Origin of the sequence: Mameliella sp. CS4, assembly GCF_019392335.1 — a bacterium.
GTDB lineage: Bacteria > Pseudomonadota > Alphaproteobacteria > Rhodobacterales > Rhodobacteraceae > Antarctobacter.
Genome location: NZ_JAHXRQ010000001.1, coordinates 405,229 through 421,555 on the forward strand (window position 1 = coordinate 405,229; position 16,327 = coordinate 421,555).

General features: G+C 65.5%; 16 protein-coding genes and 1 pseudogene. 9 read left to right on the forward strand and 8 right to left on the reverse strand.

Features of this window, described 5'->3' with window-relative positions; genetic code table 11:
* Positions 1-201 precede the first annotated feature (201 nt).
* Both KZZ07_RS01845 and KZZ07_RS01850 read right to left on the reverse strand, forming a co-directional pair.
* Positions 202-1,599 carry an aspartate aminotransferase family protein gene (locus KZZ07_RS01845; protein WP_219511857.1) on the reverse strand — a complete coding sequence of 466 codons (1,398 nt, stop codon included), beginning with the start codon at positions 1,597-1,599 and terminating at the stop codon, positions 202-204.
* Between the two features lie 426 nt (positions 1,600-2,025).
* On the reverse strand, positions 2,026-2,688 hold the full coding sequence (locus KZZ07_RS01850) for a GntR family transcriptional regulator (RefSeq protein ID WP_219511858.1): 663 nt from the start codon (positions 2,686-2,688) through the stop codon (positions 2,026-2,028).
* A 151-nt stretch (positions 2,689-2,839) separates the two neighbouring features.
* On the opposite strand from KZZ07_RS01850, the gene KZZ07_RS01855 reads away from it, so the two are divergent.
* The 6 genes and pseudogenes from KZZ07_RS01855 to KZZ07_RS01875 all read left to right on the forward strand — a co-directional run bounded on the left by KZZ07_RS01855 (position 2,840) and on the right by KZZ07_RS01875 (position 8,403).
* The gene (locus KZZ07_RS01855) at positions 2,840-3,925 is read left to right on the forward strand and encodes a polyamine ABC transporter substrate-binding protein (protein ID WP_219511859.1); all 1,086 of its coding nucleotides are present in this window, start codon (positions 2,840-2,842) and stop codon (positions 3,923-3,925) included.
* A gap of 56 nt (positions 3,926-3,981) precedes the next feature.
* Positions 3,982-4,755, forward strand: a pseudogene (locus tag KZZ07_RS28250) (ABC transporter ATP-binding protein); the annotation flags it as partial.
* Positions 4,732-5,385, forward strand: coding sequence for a TOBE domain-containing protein (locus KZZ07_RS28255; RefSeq protein WP_484173283.1), 654 nt, complete (start codon positions 4,732-4,734; stop codon positions 5,383-5,385). The pseudogene KZZ07_RS28250 and the gene KZZ07_RS28255, both read left to right, overlap by 24 nt.
* Positions 5,385-6,275 (forward strand): ABC transporter permease subunit, encoded by an 891-nt coding sequence (locus KZZ07_RS01865; RefSeq protein WP_219512243.1) that lies wholly within the window; start codon positions 5,385-5,387, stop codon positions 6,273-6,275. The genes KZZ07_RS28255 and KZZ07_RS01865 overlap by 1 nt, the downstream gene beginning before the upstream one ends.
* The gene (locus KZZ07_RS01870; protein ID WP_043146005.1) at positions 6,272-7,090 is read left to right on the forward strand and encodes an ABC transporter permease; all 819 of its coding nucleotides are present in this window, start codon (positions 6,272-6,274) and stop codon (positions 7,088-7,090) included. Before KZZ07_RS01865 ends, KZZ07_RS01870 begins: the two co-directional genes overlap by 4 nt.
* Positions 7,087-8,403, forward strand: coding sequence for an NAD(P)/FAD-dependent oxidoreductase (locus KZZ07_RS01875; protein ID WP_219511863.1), 1,317 nt, complete (start codon positions 7,087-7,089; stop codon positions 8,401-8,403). Before KZZ07_RS01870 ends, KZZ07_RS01875 begins: the two co-directional genes overlap by 4 nt.
* Before the next feature lie 77 nt (positions 8,404-8,480).
* On the opposite strand, the gene KZZ07_RS01880 is transcribed toward KZZ07_RS01875, so the two are convergent.
* The 6 genes from KZZ07_RS01880 to mbfA all read right to left on the reverse strand — a co-directional run bounded on the left by KZZ07_RS01880 (position 8,481) and on the right by mbfA (position 14,406).
* Positions 8,481-9,395, reverse strand: coding sequence for a DMT family transporter (locus KZZ07_RS01880; RefSeq protein WP_219511865.1), 915 nt, complete (start codon positions 9,393-9,395; stop codon positions 8,481-8,483).
* 78 nt (positions 9,396-9,473) lie between these two features.
* Positions 9,474-9,848: a hypothetical protein gene (locus KZZ07_RS01885; protein ID WP_219511867.1), complete on the reverse strand. Its 375-nt coding sequence runs from the start codon at positions 9,846-9,848 to the stop codon at positions 9,474-9,476.
* Positions 9,849-9,867: 19 nt separating this feature from the next.
* Entirely contained in the window at positions 9,868-10,653 is a 786-nt protein-coding gene (locus tag KZZ07_RS01890; protein ID WP_370631053.1) for a DUF6478 family protein, read from the reverse strand.
* A gap of 72 nt (positions 10,654-10,725) precedes the next feature.
* On the reverse strand, positions 10,726-11,403 hold the full coding sequence (locus KZZ07_RS01895; protein WP_219511869.1) for a dihydroxy-acid dehydratase: 678 nt from the start codon (positions 11,401-11,403) through the stop codon (positions 10,726-10,728).
* 25 nt (positions 11,404-11,428) lie between these two features.
* Positions 11,429-13,162 carry a dihydroxy-acid dehydratase gene (ilvD, locus tag KZZ07_RS01900; RefSeq protein ID WP_219511871.1) on the reverse strand — a complete coding sequence of 578 codons (1,734 nt, stop codon included), beginning with the start codon at positions 13,160-13,162 and terminating at the stop codon, positions 11,429-11,431.
* 269 nt (positions 13,163-13,431) lie between these two features.
* Complete coding sequence (mbfA, locus tag KZZ07_RS01905) at positions 13,432-14,406, reverse strand: iron exporter MbfA (protein ID WP_219511873.1); 975 nt, start codon at positions 14,404-14,406, stop codon at positions 13,432-13,434.
* 174 nt (positions 14,407-14,580) lie between these two features.
* Here mbfA and KZZ07_RS01910 point away from each other — a divergent pair, with 174 nt between their 5' ends.
* The 3 genes from KZZ07_RS01910 (at position 14,581) to fghA (ending at position 16,291) form a co-directional block, all read left to right on the forward strand.
* Positions 14,581-14,745, forward strand: coding sequence for a hypothetical protein (locus KZZ07_RS01910; RefSeq protein ID WP_219511875.1), 165 nt, complete (start codon positions 14,581-14,583; stop codon positions 14,743-14,745).
* A gap of 67 nt (positions 14,746-14,812) precedes the next feature.
* Entirely contained in the window at positions 14,813-15,427 is a 615-nt protein-coding gene (locus KZZ07_RS01915; protein ID WP_219511877.1) for a TetR/AcrR family transcriptional regulator, read from the forward strand.
* Positions 15,428-15,460: 33 nt separating this feature from the next.
* Positions 15,461-16,291 carry an S-formylglutathione hydrolase gene (gene fghA / locus KZZ07_RS01920; RefSeq protein ID WP_219511879.1) on the forward strand — a complete coding sequence of 277 codons (831 nt, stop codon included), beginning with the start codon at positions 15,461-15,463 and terminating at the stop codon, positions 16,289-16,291.
* Positions 16,292-16,327 lie beyond the last annotated feature (36 nt).

A 16,327-nucleotide genomic window follows, 5' to 3' on the forward strand; every position in this document is an offset into this window, starting at 1 on the left:
TCCCTCGATTTCTGGCAGCCAAGTCCGAAGGTGCTCAAAGCTGTGGGCCCGGCTTCACCATATCGCCGGGCCGTGCGGGCGGCCCGGCAATGCGCGGCGGCCTACGGCCTTGAGTCCGCGCAAGGGATCTCGTGACCGCCCTTCGCGCATCCCGTAGGGCGGGGTTTACCCCGCCGCCACCGGGCTCCCGGCTCTCCGGGCCTACTCGGCCGCAACCCTCATCAGCCCCTCGGCCTTCAGCTGTGCCAGCGCCTCGTCCAGGCTCTTGCGCGCCCGGTCCACCAGCGTGTCGATCTCGTCCTTCGAGATCACCAGCGGCGGCGAGATCACCATGCGGTCGCCGACGTGCCGCATGATCAGGTTGTTGGCGAAACAGCGTTCCCGGCAGATCAGCCCGGCGGTGCCCGGCTCGGCAAAGGGCGCGCGCGTCGCCTTGTCCGGGGTCAGCGCAAGGCTGCCCATCATGCCGACGATCTTGACCTCGCCCACCAGCGGGTGGTCGGCCAGGCTCTCGAAACGCTCTTTCAGATAGGGCGCGGTCTCGTCCCGCACGCGGTCGACGATGCCCTCTTCTTCGAGGATACGCAGGTTTTCCAGCGCCACGGCACAGGCGACCGGATGGCCGGAATAGGTATAGCCGTGGTTGAACTCGGTGTTCGCGATCACGCCGGCCACCTCATCGGTGACGATCGAGGCACCGATGGGCTGATAGCCCGACGACAGGCCCTTGGCCACGGTCATGATATCGGGCTGGATGTCGTAGGTCTGGCTGGCGAACCAGTTGCCGGTGCGGCCGAAACCACAGATCACCTCGTCCACGATCAGCAGGATGCCGTATTTCTTCGCGATGCGCTGGATCTCGGGCCAGTAGGTCTCGGGCGGGACAATCACGCCACCCGCGCCCTGGATCGGCTCGGCGATGAAGGCAGCAACCTTCTCCGGCCCGATTTCCAGAATCGCGGTTTCCAGCGCCTGCGCCCGTTCCAGGCCAAAGGCCTCGGGCGTGGTATAACCGCCCTCGCTCCACCAGTTCGGCTGGTCGATATGGTGGATGCCGGGGATCGGCATGCCGCCCTGCGCGTGCATCCCCTTCATGCCGCCAAGGCTGCCCGATCCCACGGACGAGCCATGATAGGCATTCCAGCGCGAGATGATGACCTGCCGCTCGGGTTCGCCCTTTTCCTCCCAGTAGGTCCGCACCAGCCGCAGGTTGGTGTCATTCGCCTCGGACCCCGAGGAGGCAAAGAAGACGTGGTTCAGATCGCCCGGCGCCAGCTCCGCCAGCTTGGCGGCCAGGTTCAGCGCCGGCACATGCGAGGTCTGGAAGAAGGTGTTGTAATAGGGCAGTTCCAGCATCTGGCGATGCGCCGCATCGGCCAGTTCGCTGCGGCCATAGCCGATGTTGACGCACCACAGGCCCGCCATCCCGTCCAGGATGCGGTTGCCGTCGCTGTCGGTCAGCCAGCAGCCCTCGGCCCGGGTGACGATCCGCGCGCCCTTCGCGGCCAGCTCATCGCCGTGGGTGAAGGGATGCAGGTGATGCGCGGCGTCCAGCGCCTGCAGGTCCTCGGTGGGCGAATTGGGGGTAAGCAGGGTCATGCGCGGCCTCCGGATATTGGTCGGGCGCAGAATATGATCAAATTTCTGGAAGTCAATCGAATCAGGTCGCGCAAGCCCCGTCTTGCGCGACCGGTGGCCAAGGTTTCCTTGCGCAGCAAGGGCAACCGGCCACCCCCCTCCATGCCAGGCGCGACACCTTCCGCAAGCCCCGTCTTGCGCGACCGTTGGCCAAGGTTTCCTTGCGCAGCAAGGGCAACCGGCCCCCCCCCTCCATGCCAGGCGCAGTCCCCCGGCATGGCAAGGTTAACAATCCCCTACCCGTTTGTACAAAACGCTGAAAACGATGTACGTTTTGTACAAAACGTACAGACTGAACGGTTCAGTTTCTGCCTCCGAGACGCGCCTTGCGGGACGGCGGGCGGGGCGATCTGCGCGCAGCGCAGGAGCGTCCGTCCGGCGTCCCGCTCAGAGGCTTTGCAGGATCATTTCCATCCCCTGCGCCACGTCCTGCTCGATCGCCCGCGCCGCCGCCGCCCCGTCCCGCGCCTCCAGCGCGCGCACCAGGTCCTTGTGGCAATCGGGCAGGTGGCGCGTCCCCATCTGGCCGCAGACCACCCGCAGCGACGGCCCGAACCGCAGCCAGAGCGATTCCGTCAGCGCCTTCATCACAGGGGCCTGCGCAACATCGTTCAGCACGGAATGAAAGGCATGATTCTCGCGCAGGTAGCCTTCGATGTCCCCGCGCAGGATCGCCCGGTCCAGCCGCGTGTCGATCTCTGACAGCCGCACCACGTCCTCCGGTGCCGCCCGCTCCGCGGCCCGCATCGCCAGCCGCGGCTCCAGCGCCAGCCGCGCCTCGGTCAGCTCCTCTATGGCCGCCGCCCCCAGCACCGGCACTTCGATCCGCCGATTCCCCAGAGCCTGCAACGCGCCCTCGGCCGTCAGCCGCCGGATCGCCTCGCGCACGGGTGTCATCCCTGCGCCCAGCCGTTCGACAAGCCCCTGGATCGTCACCGGCTCTCCCGGCGCCAGCGTTCCGAACAGCACCGACTCGCGCAGGCTGCGATACACCTGCTCGTGCGCCGGTATCCCCGCCTGCCTCCGTGCCTCTGCTGCATTTTCCACCATCGCCGTCCCCCCGGGCCACACCGCTTTCGCCATCCCTTGCGCAGGACAGCAGGCCGTGGAAACATCGCCGAAGTTGCACGACAGCGCAACTTATGATCAAAATTTGGGGACGGGGCGCAAAAGACCCCCCGCCACCAACCGGGAGAATAACATGACCAAGACACTCGTGACGATAACAGCGTCCCTTGCGCTGGCCGCCGGCATGGCCGCCGCCGAGGAGGTGCGCGTCTACAACTGGTCTGACTACATCGACGAGAGCCTGCTGGAGAAATTCGAGCAGGAGACCGGCTACGAACTGATCTACGACGTCTTCGACAGCAACGAGGTTCTGGAAACCAAGATGCTGGCAGGCGGATCGGGCTACGACGTGGTGGTGCCCACAGGCACTTTCCTGCAGCGCCAGATCACCGCCGGGGCCTTCCAGAAGCTGGACAAGTCCAAGCTGCCCAACATCGACAACATGTGGGATGTGATCTCGGACCGGACCGCGAAATACGACCCCGGTAACGAATATTCCATCAACTACATGTGGGGCACCACCGGCCTTGGCGTGAACGAGGGCAAGGTCAAGGAGATCCTGGGCGAGGATGCGCCGATCTCCAGCTGGGACCTGATCTTCAAACCAGAGAACGCGGAGAAACTGGCGGATTGCGGCATTCACATGCTGGACGCCCCGGCAGAGATGATCCCGGCCGCGCTGAACTATCTTGGCGAGGACCCCGACAGCCACGATCCCGACGTGATCGCCCGCGCCGAAGAGGTGCTGTTGCCGATCCGCCCCTATATCCAGAAATTCCACAGCTCGGAGTACATCAACGCGCTGGCCAACGGCGACATCTGCGTGGCCGTGGGCTGGTCGGGTGACGTGCTGCAGGCGCGCGACCGCGCCGCCGAGGCCGACAACGGCGTGGTCATCGGCTACTACGCCCCGGACGAGGGCGCGCAGATGTGGTTCGACCAGATGGCCATCCCGGTCGACGCACCGAACCCCGAAGGCGCCCATGCCTTCCTGAACTTCATCATGGATGCGCAGAACATGGCGGCGGCGTCGAACTACGTCTACTACGCCAACGGCAACAAGGCCGCGCAGGAATACCTGGCCGAGGACGTGATTGGCGATCCGGCGATCTACCCGAGTGCCGCCGCGCTGGACAACACCTTCACCACCACGCCCTTCCCGCCGCGCGTTCAGCGTACCGTGACGCGCCTGTGGACCAAGATCAAATCGGGCACCTGAGCCCAAATCCGGGCCGCGTCCCCGGGCGCGGTCCGCCTTCTGCGTGGTGACATATCATGGCCGAATCCGACTTTGCCCCCTGGAACGATCCAGAGGCGAAACCTCTTATCCAGTTCAAGGGGGTGACCAAGCGTTTCGGCGATTTCACCGCCATCGACGACCTCACCCAGGACATTTACGAACGCGAATTCTTTGCCCTGCTGGGGCCCTCGGGCTGCGGCAAGACCACATTGATGCGCATGCTGGCCGGGTTCGAGGAACCGACCGAAGGCCAGATCCTGCTGAACGGCGTCGACATCGGCCATGTCCCCCCGAACAAACGGGCGGTGAACATGATGTTCCAAAGCTACGCGCTGTTCCCGCACCTGTCGGTCTATGACAACATCGCCTTTGGCCTGCGCCGCGAGAAAAAGCCCAAGGACGAGGTCCACGCGCGGGTGAAGGAAATGCTGCGCCTGACGCGGCTGGAGCGCTTTGCGCAACGCAAACCGCACCAGATTTCCGGCGGCCAGCGTCAGCGCGTCGCCCTGGCCCGCAGCCTGGCCAAGGCGCCCAAGCTTCTGCTGCTCGACGAACCTTTGGGCGCGCTCGACAAGAAACTGCGTGAGGAAACGCAGTTCGAGCTGATGGACATCCAGGAAAAGACCGGCACCACCTTCATCATCGTCACCCACGACCAGGAAGAGGCCATGACCGTGGCCAGCCGCGTGGCGGTGATGGACGAGGGCCGCATCGTCCAGGTTGCCACGCCGGACGTGATCTACGAGGCGCCGAACTCGGTCTACGTGGCCGATTTCATCGGTGACGTGAACCTGATCCGAGGCACCGCCCGGTTGCGGCCCGCCCAGGCCGCAACCGAAGCTGCGGCACCCCCCCCGGAACAGGCCAGTCCAGAGACGACACCTGCGGCCCCCGTCGCGAAAGAGGCTGCCGCGAAAACCGACGGGCCTCAGCCCAATCCCCTGGGTCGCGCCCTGCACGACCGCATCCTGAGCCCGATCTTCGGGACCTGGCTTGAGGAAGAGCCGCGCCGCTTGCCGCCCCCCAGCGCCGCCGAAACAGCCAAGACCCCCGCCGCCGAGACGCCGGCCACCCCGGCGCACCCGCAGGACATTCCCCCCGGCGGGCTGGAAATCGACTGGTCCGAAGGTCAGCCCGCGCTACTGGCCGCAAACGGCGATCCCGCGCTTGATGGCGAAAAGGTCGTCCTTGCCCTGCGTCCCGAAAAACTGGGCATTGCCAAGACCCGCCCCGACGCCCCCAACACGCTGAAGGGCAAGGTCATCGACATTGCCTACCTGGGCAATATCTCGACCTATCACGTCGAAATCGAAGGCGGCGTCATGGTCAAGGCACAGGCCGCCAACACCCGCCGCATTTCCCGGCGAGACATCACCTGGGAAGACGAGGTCTGGTTGAGCTTCACCGCCACCGCCGGCGTCATCCTGAAGGACGAATGATGCGCCGCGCCGTCCTGATCGCCGTTCCCTACCTGTGGCTGCTGGCCCTCTTCCTGGTGCCCTTCATCATCGTCCTGAAGATCTCGCTGTCGGACATCGCGCTGGCCCGCCCGCCCTATACGCCACAGCTGGACCTCAACGAAGGCTGGGCCGGGATACGGGCCTTTTTCGCCGGACTGGATTTCGAGAATTTCACCTTCCTGAGCACCGACGATCTCTATTGGAAGGCTTACCTCAGCTCGGTCCGTATCGCTGGCATTGCCACGCTCTGCACGCTGCTGGTCGGCTATCCGATCGCCTACGGCATGGCACGCGCGCCGCAGGAATGGCGCCCGACCTTGCTGATGCTTGTGATCCTGCCGTTCTGGACCAGCTTTCTGATCCGGGTCTATTCCTGGATCGGCATTCTGTCCTCCGAAGGCGTGCTCAACCAGTTCCTGATGGGGATCGGCCTGATCGGCGAACCGCTGACAATCCTCAACACCAATACCGCCGTCTATATCGGCATCGTCTACACCTACCTGCCCTTCATGATCCTGCCGATCTACTCGGCGCTGGAAAAGATGGACGAGAGCCTGCTGGAGGCGGCCGAGGATCTGGGGTCTTCCCGGTTCTCCGCCTTCTGGCTGGTGACCATCCCCCTGTCGCGCAACGGTATCGTGGCGGGCTGCTTCCTCGTCTTCATCCCCTCCATCGGCGAATTCGTCATCCCCTCGCTCCTGGGCGGGTCGGACACGCTGATGATCGGCAAGGTCCTGTGGGAAGAGTTCTTCTCGAACCGTGACTGGCCGGTGGCCAGCGCCGTGGCCGTGGTGCTGCTGTTGATCCTGATCATTCCGATCGTGTTGTTCCAGCGGTCCGAGGAAAACGCGCGGGAGGCGGGTCGATGAGACGGTTTTCCTGGTTCAACGCCACCTCCCTGACCCTGGGCTTTGCCTTTCTCTACCTGCCGATGATCCTGCTGGTGGTCTATTCCTTCAACGAAAGCCGGCTGGTGACGGTCTGGGCGGGGTTCTCGACCAAGTGGTACGGAGAGCTTTTGCAGAACGAGGAATTCCTCGACGCCGCATGGGTCACGCTCAAGGTCGCCTTCTTTTCCTCGACCATCGCCACGGTCTTGGGCACGATGGCGGCCTATGTCATGATCCGCGCGGGCCGTTTTCCGGGGCGGACGCTGTTTTCCGGCATGATCTACGCGCCGCTTGTCATGCCAGAGGTCATCACCGGCCTGTCGCTGCTGCTGCTGTTCATCGGCATCGGGCTGGACAGGGGCGTTCTGACCGTCGTTCTGGCGCATACGACCTTTTCCATGTGCTACGTTTCGGTCGTGGTCTCGTCGCGGCTCAGCACCTTTGACCAGGCGCTGGAAGAGGCGGCGCTGGACCTGGGCGCCTCGCCTTTCGAAAGCTTCACCCTGATCACCCTGCCGATCATCGCGCCCGCCGTGATCTCGGGCTGGCTGCTGGCCTTTACCCTGTCGCTCGACGACCTCGTGATCGCCAGCTTTACCACCGGTCCGGGGGCCACGACGCTGCCGATCAAGGTGTTCTCGGCCGTCCGGCTGGGGGTCTCGCCGGAAATCAACGCGCTCTCCACCCTGCTCATCAGCATCGTGACGGTTGGCGTGATCACCGCCTCGCTGGTGTCGAAACGCGCGGCGGTCCAGCGTCGGCGCGAGGAACAAGCCGCGCAGCGCACCGCGTGAGCCGCCTGTACGAAGCCGCGGCCTACGGGCCGCAGGGGGCCTGTTTCTGGGCCGATACCGTCGCGCCCGCGGACTGGCCGAGGCTGGACGGCGACCTGTCTGTCGATGTCGCCGTGATCGGCGGCGGCTTTACCGGGCTGAACGCCGCATTGCACCTGGCCGGGCGCGGCACCTCTGTCGCCGTACTGGAGGCCGAGCACCCCGGCTGGGGCGCCTCGGGACGCAACGGCGGGTTCTGCTGCCTGGGTGGCAGCAAGGCCCCCGCCGCGCTGTTGAACCGGCGGTTCGGGCCGGGGGCTGCGCAGGATTGGGCCACGACAGAGAAAGCCGCCGTCGCCCATGTCGAAGGGCTGATCGACCGCCACAGCTGGCAGGTCGATCGGCATTCTCGGGGCGAAACCCTGCTGGCCCACAAGCCTCGCGCCTACAAGGCACTTCGCGCAGAGGCCGAAGAGACTGCCACCACCTACGGCGTGACGCCGAAACTGCACAGTCCGGAGGAGTTGGCCGCACAAGGCCTCGGCGGACCCTGGCATGGCGGCCTGACCCTGCCCATCGGCTTTGCCCTGAACCCGCGCAAATACCACGCGGCGCTGGCTCACAAGGCAACAGAGGCAGGCGCGCATCTGTTCGCCAATAGCCCGGTTGCCGATCTGAACCGCCACTCAGCCGGCTGGCGACTGTCCACCGCGCGCGGCACCGTCACCGCCCGCACCGTGATCCTGGCCACCAACGGCTACAGCCACGAAACCCTGCCGCCCTGGATGCACGCCCGCACCCTGCCGCTGCAATCCAATGTCATCGTCACCCGCCCGCTGAGCGAGGCGGAGCAGCAAGCGGCGGGCTGGTGGTCGGATCAGATGGCCTATGACACGCGGCTCTTGCTGCACTACTTCCGCAAACTGCCGGACGGTCGGTTCCTGTTCGGCATGCGCGGCGGGCTGCGCGCCACACCGGGCGCCGAGGCGCGGTTGTCGCGCCGCATCCGGGCCGATTTCGCGCGGCTCTTTCCCGCCTGGAAGGGTGTGGAGATCACGCATGAATGGTCGGGGCTGGTCTGCCTGATGCGCAACCTCGTGCCCTTCGTCGGCCCGGTGCCGGACCATCCCGGCCTCATTGCCGCGCTTGGGTTTCACGGCAACGGCGTTGCGATGGGCTCCTATGCCGGGCGGCTGGCAGCGGATCATGTCCTGGGTGATCGCCCTGACGCCCCGGATTGGCTGGCCACCCCGCCGCCGCGCTTTCCACTGGGTGGGCGTCGGCGCCTGCTCATGGCCCCGGCCTACCTGACGGCAGAGGCTTTCGATCTGTAGGTATTTGCCAAGGCTCCGCCCGTTCGGCGCTCAAACTCTCCACTGGAGAGTTTGCCGGGCTACGCCCGGACCGCGCCTCACCCCTGTGGGGTCATGTTGGGGCGGGCCTTGCCGCGCTGGATGCCCAGCTGGCGTTCGCGCCAGATGATGATCCCGCCCGCCGCAATCACGATGGCCGAGCCGACCAGCACCATCACCGTCGGCACCTCGTCAAAGAAGAAATAGCCGAACAGGATCGCGAAAAGGATCGAGGCATAGTCAAAGGGCGCCACAACCGCCGCCCCGGCGAAACGATAGGCCGAGGTGATAAAGATCTGTGCGACCCCGCCGATCAGCCCTGCCCCGACCAGCATCGCCAGCACATGCGCCTCCGGCATCACCCAGCCAAAAGGCAGTGTCAGCAGGGAAAATCCCGTCGCCGTCAGCGAGAAATAGAACACGATGGCCGATGTCTCCTCGACCGCAACCATGCGCCGGATCTGGATCTGCGCCAGCGCCCGCATCACCGCAGAGGTCAGCACCAGGGCGACCCCCAGCATGGCCGCATCGTCCACGTCGTCCAGCGTCAGGCGGGGCCAAAGCACGATGCAGACACCGACCAGCCCCAGCACGACCGCCGACAGGCGGAACAGGCGCAGCCGCTCTCCCAGCAGCAGCGCGGCCAGAAGCACCGTCAGCATCGGTGCGGCAAAGCCCAGCGCCGTGACCTCTGGCAAGGGCAGCAATCCCAACGCGGCGAAACCGCAGCCCATTGCCGTCACGCCGATCAACCCACGCCAGACATGCAGCACCGGGTGCTTCGCCTTCAGCCCGGTCTTGAGATCGCCGCGCATGGCCAGCCAGGCAACGATCACCGGCATGGCAAAAAACGAACGGAAAAACACCGCTTCGCCCGTCGGCACATGGGCGGAACTCGCCTTGATGAGCGAGGCCATGATGGTGAACAGGACAACAGAGGTCAGCTTCAGCGCGATGCCACGCAGCGGGGACATGGGGGCTCCTTCGGGGATGTCGCAACACTGGACCTGCCTGCGGCGAAGGTCAATCGCCCCTCGGAACCCGACGTCAGGTCAACCGGTATCGCGGCAATGTTTGCGAAAGGCGCGTTTCAAAAGATCCAGTTCGGCGCGCAACAACGCAACCTCGGCGCGGATGTCCTCTGCCAGCGCCTCTCCCGCGATCAGGGTAAAACTGTCCAGCACCGTGTCGTCGCGCGCATCGCGGATCAGGACGGTGCTGACCCCGTCGCCCAGCGCCTCGACCGGGACCGGCACCTCGACAACCCAGCGGCCCGCCTCGGCGGTGTCGGTCAGGGTGACGCCGTGGATCGGGCGATCCTCGAAGCTGGCCAGGATCTCGGGCGCCTGTTCGGCCCCCTGTCGCACCAGCAGCCCCTCCCACAGGCCGTCTCGGAACCGGGTCTTGGTCAATGTGAACATGCTCATGGCTTGGCCCCTCCGGCAGTCACAGCGCCGCCCTGCGACGGCGGCTGAAAGTCAGGTCGTGCAGGGTGACCTGGTTCATCCGCGGCCCTTCAAAGATCAGGTCCAGCCAGATCTTCTCGACCCGTTTTTCGTTCAGGCGGGAATAGGCAAGGTCGAATTCCACCTGCACGGTCTCGGCGTTCAGCGGCAATTCGCGGACCACCTGTTCGGTATTCGGCCCGTGCTTGATGTTCAGCCGGGCAAAGATTTCCAACGGGCGCTCCATCTCGACGATGGTATCCACCCGCATCAGGTGCTGTTTCGTCAGCCCCTGTGCCGCCGCCTCTGGCAGTTCCACCGCCAGCGACAGGTAAGACCCTGAAAAACCGAAGACATCCAGTTGCAGCCCAAAGGCGGCCAGATCGGCGGCGCGCCGGTTGCGAACCTGGCGCATCGTCATCTCGGAGCGCGGGCAGTCGTGGAACAGGCGTGCCTCCTGTCCCAGCCGGGTCTTGCTCTGGACCTCGGCGATGCCCTGAACCGGCAAGGGTCCGCTCCAGATCTCGGGGCGCCAGGCCCAGTCCGAGTCCCTGGGGCGCGGAAAGGACTGGTTGCCGACCTGCGGCAGCGCCAGCCGCGCATCCGCGACATGCAGGACCTCGTCCAGACGCGACCGCAAGCGCCGCGCCTGTGTCCGCTGGCGGCGTAATTCGGCCAGATCCATCCCGGCCGCGGCACGCGCCAGCCGTGTCCAGCGCCGCAGCATGGCGGCATAGCCTGCCCGGCCCAACCAGTCCTGCACTGTCGCCCCCGTGTTCTCTTTCACCCCAGACCTGTCACGCCAATCCGCGATGGTCACGGGGAATGGTTTCCGTATCGGAAACTATTCTGGCAAATCCTAACGATTGAATAAACGCCCCAGCACGCCCTTTGCCGGTTTTGGCCGTGCAGTACCGGCCGCCTTCGGGCTGAGACGTGCAATATTGTCCCTCACACGTCCCAACATGGCCTCGCCCCTGTCGCCCGCCAGCGCGCTGCCGCGCGGGGCGTAAAGCGCCAGCCCCACCAGCCGTCCGCCCTGCAGGAAGGCCGCCCGCCAATAGCGCGGGTCGCTGCCCTCGAACATCCTGTCGCCGCCGCTGGCCAGATGCGCCGTGACCCGGCTCCTCCGGGTGTCCCCATCCAGCAGCTCGGACCCCGCCGCCTGCGCCAGCACCTGCGGGGTGGGCAGGTCCGTGGTATCGCCGCGCGGCCCCACCGTGACCGTGACCAGCACAGGTGCCACCGGGCGCCCCGCCCGACCGCCGCTGAGGATATGGCAAGAGGCGATCACGGCGAACCCACGTTCCGGCCCGGCGCGCTTGGTGTCCGGGTCCAGGCAATAGCCATCGGGGCCGGCAACCACCACGTCGCCCCCCGCCAGGCTGGCCTTGGCCAGCGGCGCCCGACGCGGCCCGCCTGCCCCGGCGAAAAAGGCCGCAAGGCCCGCGCGCGCCTCGGCATCGGCACCATCGGGGGTCGACTGCGGCAGGGTGTTCAGGCACCCCGCCAGGACCAGCGCGCCGGCGGCGCACATCAACAGCCTGCGCGCCGCCACCGGGTCAGAGATCCGCGTAGACGTGTTTCTCGGCGGCACCGCCGGGATGCGTGACCGCGCCCTTGTAGGTCTCGCCCACCAGTTGCGCGTATTTCCACAGCGAGCCGGAGGCGTAGATCGTCTCCCTGGGACCTGTCCAGGCCTCCTTGCGGGCGGCCAGTTCCTCGTCCGTCAGGTCGACGGAGATGACCCCGTTCACCGCGTCGATGGTGATCTCGTCGCCGGTCTGCACCAGCGCGATCGGGCCGCCATGCGCCGCCTCGGGGCCCACGTGGCCCACGCAAAAGCCGCGCGTCGCACCCGAGAACCGGCCATCGGTGATCAAGGCCACCTTCTTGCCCATGCCCTGACCCGAAAGCGCCGCCGTGGTGGCCAGCATCTCGCGCATGCCGGGGCCGCCAGCGGGGCCCTCGTTGCGGATCACGATGACCTCGCCTTCCTTGTAGCCGCGCATCTTGACCGCCTCAAAGGCATCCTCTTCGCATTCGAACACGCGCGCCGGGCCGGTAAAGACCTGGTCCTCCGCCGCGATGCCCGCGACCTTGACGATGGCGCCCTGCGGGGCAAGGTTGCCCTTCAGGCCCACGACACCACCGGTCTTGGTGATCGGGGTCTCGATCGGATAAATCACCTTGCCGTCGGCCTCGCGCTCGATCAGGTCCAGCTCTTCCCCGATGGCACGCCCGCTGGCGGTCATGCAGTCCTCGTGGATCAGGCCCGCCTTGCGCAGTTCCTTCATCACCACCGGCACGCCGCCCGCCTCGTAAAGATCCTTGGCGACGTAGTTTCCGCCCGGCTTGAGGTCGACGAAGTAAGGCGTATCGCGGAAGATCTCGCAGACATCGTCCAGGAAGAACTCCAACCCCGCCTCATGCGCGATGGCGGGCAGGTGCAGACCGGCATTGGTCGACCCGCCGGTGCAGGCGACGACACGCGCGGCGTTCTCCAGCGCCTTGCGGGTGACGATGTCGCGCGCGCGGATGTTCTGTTCCAGCAGGTGCATCGCGGCGATGCCAGAGGCGGTGCCATAGGCGTCGCGGCTTTCATACGGCGCAGGCGCGCCCGAGGAATTCATCAGCGCCAGGCCGATCGCCTCGGACACACAGGCCATCGTGTTGGCGGTGAACTGGCCGCCACAGGCCCCGGCCGAGGGGCAGGCCGCCTTCTCGATGGCGCGCAGTTCCTCATCGCTGTTCGCGCCGGCCTGGTGCTTGCCCACGGCCTCGAAAACATCCTGGACGGTGATGTCCTTGCCCTTGTACCGGCCCGGCATGATCGACCCGCCATAAATGAAGACGGACGGCACGTTCAGGCGCACCATTGCCATCATCATCCCGGGCAGCGACTTGTCGCAGCCCGCCAGGCCGACGATGGCATCATAGCAATGCCCGCGCATGGTCAGTTCCACCGTGTCCGCGATAGCCTCGCGGCTGGCCAGCGAGGCACGCATCCCCTCATGGCCCATCGCGATCCCGTCGGTCACGGTGATGGTGGTGAACTCGCGCGGGGTGCCACTTGCTTCCTTGACGCCCAGCTTGACCGCCTGCGCCTGCCGGTTCAGCGCGATGTTGCAGGGCGCGGCCTCGTTCCAGCAGGTCGCCACGCCGACCAGCGGCTGGTGAATCTCGTCCTCGCTCAGCCCCATCGCATATAGGAACGACCGATGCGGTGCGCGCGCCGGGCCCTCGGTGACATGGCGGCTGGGCAGTTTGGTCTTGTCGAATGGACGCTTGAGCATGGGCTTGGCTCCTCCCGTGAAATGGGTTTTTCTTGGAATAACCAAGCCCTGAAAGCGGCACAAGCGTCAAGCGCCACTTGGTATACCACTTTAGGCCCCGATGGCAGGCCGCGGTTTTCGAATATTTTCAGAGAGACAAAACAAAAGCGGGGTCTTCTCTGACGAAATGCTCAACCAGCATTTCCCTTGGGACAAGGGGCCGGTGGGACGGCGGGCGGGGCGAATTTCAGCTTGCTGAAAGAGCGGCGACCCACCGTCCCGATCCCTCGTCACCCGGACCCGATCAGGGCCCCGGCGGCAAAGACCAAGGCCCCGCCCAGCACCACCTGGAAGGTGGCGCGCAGGAACGGCGTCTCCATGAACTTGTTCTGGATCCAGGCAATGGCCCAAAGCTCGATAAAGACCACGATCAGGGCGATGGTCGTCGCAGTCCAGAAATGCGGGATCAGGTAGGGCAGCGCATGGCCCAGCCCGCCCACCGTGGTCATCACGCCAGAGGCAAAGCCGCGTTTCGTCGGCGACCCGCGGCCCGACAATTCGCCATCGTCCGAGGCGGCCTCGGTAAAGCCCATCGAGATGCCCGCCCCGACCGAGGCGGCAAGCCCGACCAGGAAGGTCGTCCAGGGATCATGCGTGGCAAAGGCGGTGGCAAAGATCGGCGCCAGGGTCGAGACCGACCCGTCCATCAACCCGGCCAGCCCCGGCTGCACCCAGGTCAGCAGGAATTGCCGCTTGGCGCGGTCGTCTTCCTCGTCGCGGGACGCGTCGCCCAGGTGTTCCTGTTCCAGCTGGTTCGCCGTGTCTTCGTGCTTTGCCTCCATCGCGGCGAGATCGCCCAGCAGCTTGCGGGTGTCCGCATCCTGCGCGTTCTGTGCCGCCATGTGGTAAAACCGTTCGGCCTGGCGTTCCATGCTGGCAGCCTCGTCGCGGATACGCTCCAGCGACAGGTTCTCGGTCAACCAGACGGGGCGGCGGGCATAATACCCGGCCACGTGTTCGCGGCGGATCAGCGGGATCACGTCTCCGAACCGCTCCCTGTGCAGGTCGATCAGGGCGCGGCGATGGCTGTCTTCCTCCTCGGCCATGCCGTCGAAGATCGCCGCCGTGTCCGGAAAGTCGGCCCGCAGGCGTTCGGCAAAGCTGCGATAAATTCTGGCGTCGTCCTCTTCCGAGGAGATGGCAAGCGCCAGCACCTCCTGTTCAGAGAGGTCACGGAACCGCCGACGATTTCCCATGTAAAGCATGTGAAGTCCCTTTTTAGAATTATTCTAAACAGTATTCAGCTTTCCGCCGAGCGCAAGGGGGGAGTCCTGCCCTTGGCCAATCTGCCGCATTCGATACGCCCTCTTGCAAATCAAACTGAACCGTATAGTTTATTTATCTGAACCGTTCAGTTCGTTTTTGAGATGGAGCCAGTCATGAAACGCATCCTCCTTCCGCTCGCCGCTGCCGCTGCGCTTGTTACCGGTCCCGCGCTGGCCGATGTCGGGCCGGTCTTCCTGCCCGACCTCACCTTCCCGGCGCCACAGCCGCACCCCGATGTGTCCTCGCAGGGCTGCGCGTCACAACAGGTCTGCAAGTGACCCCGCGCTTTCCTTGCCCAAACTGAACCGGGCAGTCTATAATCGAGCCGCGAAAGTGAGGGGCGCAATGAACACACAACCGGCGGTCCGGAAAGGGCGCAAGTTCGACCAGGTGGTCGATGGCGCGCGTGAGATCTTTTTGCGGGACGGCTTCGAAGGCGCCAGCGTCGACGACATCGCGCGCGAGGCAGGCGTCTCCAAGGCGACGCTCTACAGCTATTTCCCCGACAAGCGCCTGCTCTTCATCGAGGTGGCCAGCGCCCAGTGCCGCAACCAGGCCGACCAGGCCCTGCTGACGATGGATCTCACCCGCCCCCCGCGTGAGGTTCTTGCCCGCGCCGGGCGCAAGTTCCTGGGCTTTCTCTACTCGGACATGGGGCAGCGGATCTTCCGGATCTGCGTCGCCGAATCCGACCGCTTTCCGGAACTGGGCCGCCAGTTCTACCAGAGCGGGCCGATGATCATGCGCCGCGTGATGACCGATTACCTGACCGCCGCCTGCGACCGGGGCGAGCTGAAGATCGACGACATGACGCTGGCCTCGGACCAGTTCGCAGAGCTCTGCAAGGCGGACCTCTGGCCCAAGATCATATTTGGCATTCAGTCCAGTTTCAGCGATGACGACATCGCACGAGTCGTGGATGGTGCCGTCGAAACCTTCATGGCACGCTACGGAACATGACAAGCGCCCCCGGCGGGCGCGCTGGGAGACACGATGAAGACCGTATCCGAAAACAAATGCTTTGGCGGAACTCAGGGCGTTTACACGCATGCCTCCGACGCCTGCAAATGTGACATGACCTTTGGCCTGTTCCTGCCGGAAGAGGCGGCACATGTGCCGGTGCCCGTGCTGTGGTATCTCTCGGGGCTGACCTGCACGCATGAAAACGCGATGGTCAAGGCGGGCGCGCAGGGTTGGGCCGCCGAACACGGGCTGGCCCTGATCTTTCCCGACACCTCGCCCCGGGGCGAGGACGTGGCCGACGACGAGGCCTATGACCTGGGCAAGGGCGCCGGGTTCTACGTCAACGCGACAGAGGCCCCCTGGGCGCCGCATTTCAACATGTGGGACTACCTGGCAGAGGAACTGCCCGCGCTGGTCGGCGCGAATTTCGCCCTAGACATGGGCCGGCAGGCGATCACCGGGCATTCGATGGGCGGGCATGGCGCGCTGACCCTTGCGATGGGCCTGCCGGGCCGTTTCGCCAGCGTCTCGGGTTTTGCGCCGATCGCCCATCCCACCGCCAGCGACTGGGGCCGCAAGCAGCTGGGCGCCTACCTGGGCGCGGATGAAACCACCTGGGCGCCGCATGACTCGACCCTGCTGATGCGGGACAAGGGGTTCGACGGGCCGGTGCTGATCGACCAGGGCGGCGATGACCAGTTCCTCGACCTGCTGAAACCCGAATGCCTAGCCGAAGCGATGGCCGCGCGTCGTCAGGACGGCGTGTTCCGGATGCAGAAAGGCTATGACCACAGCTATTTCTTCGTCTCGACCTTCATGGAAGACCACATTGCCTTCCACTCCGAGGCGCTCCATGCCTGACCCCGTCCCGGCCCCGCGCCGGGACCTCCTGCCGGG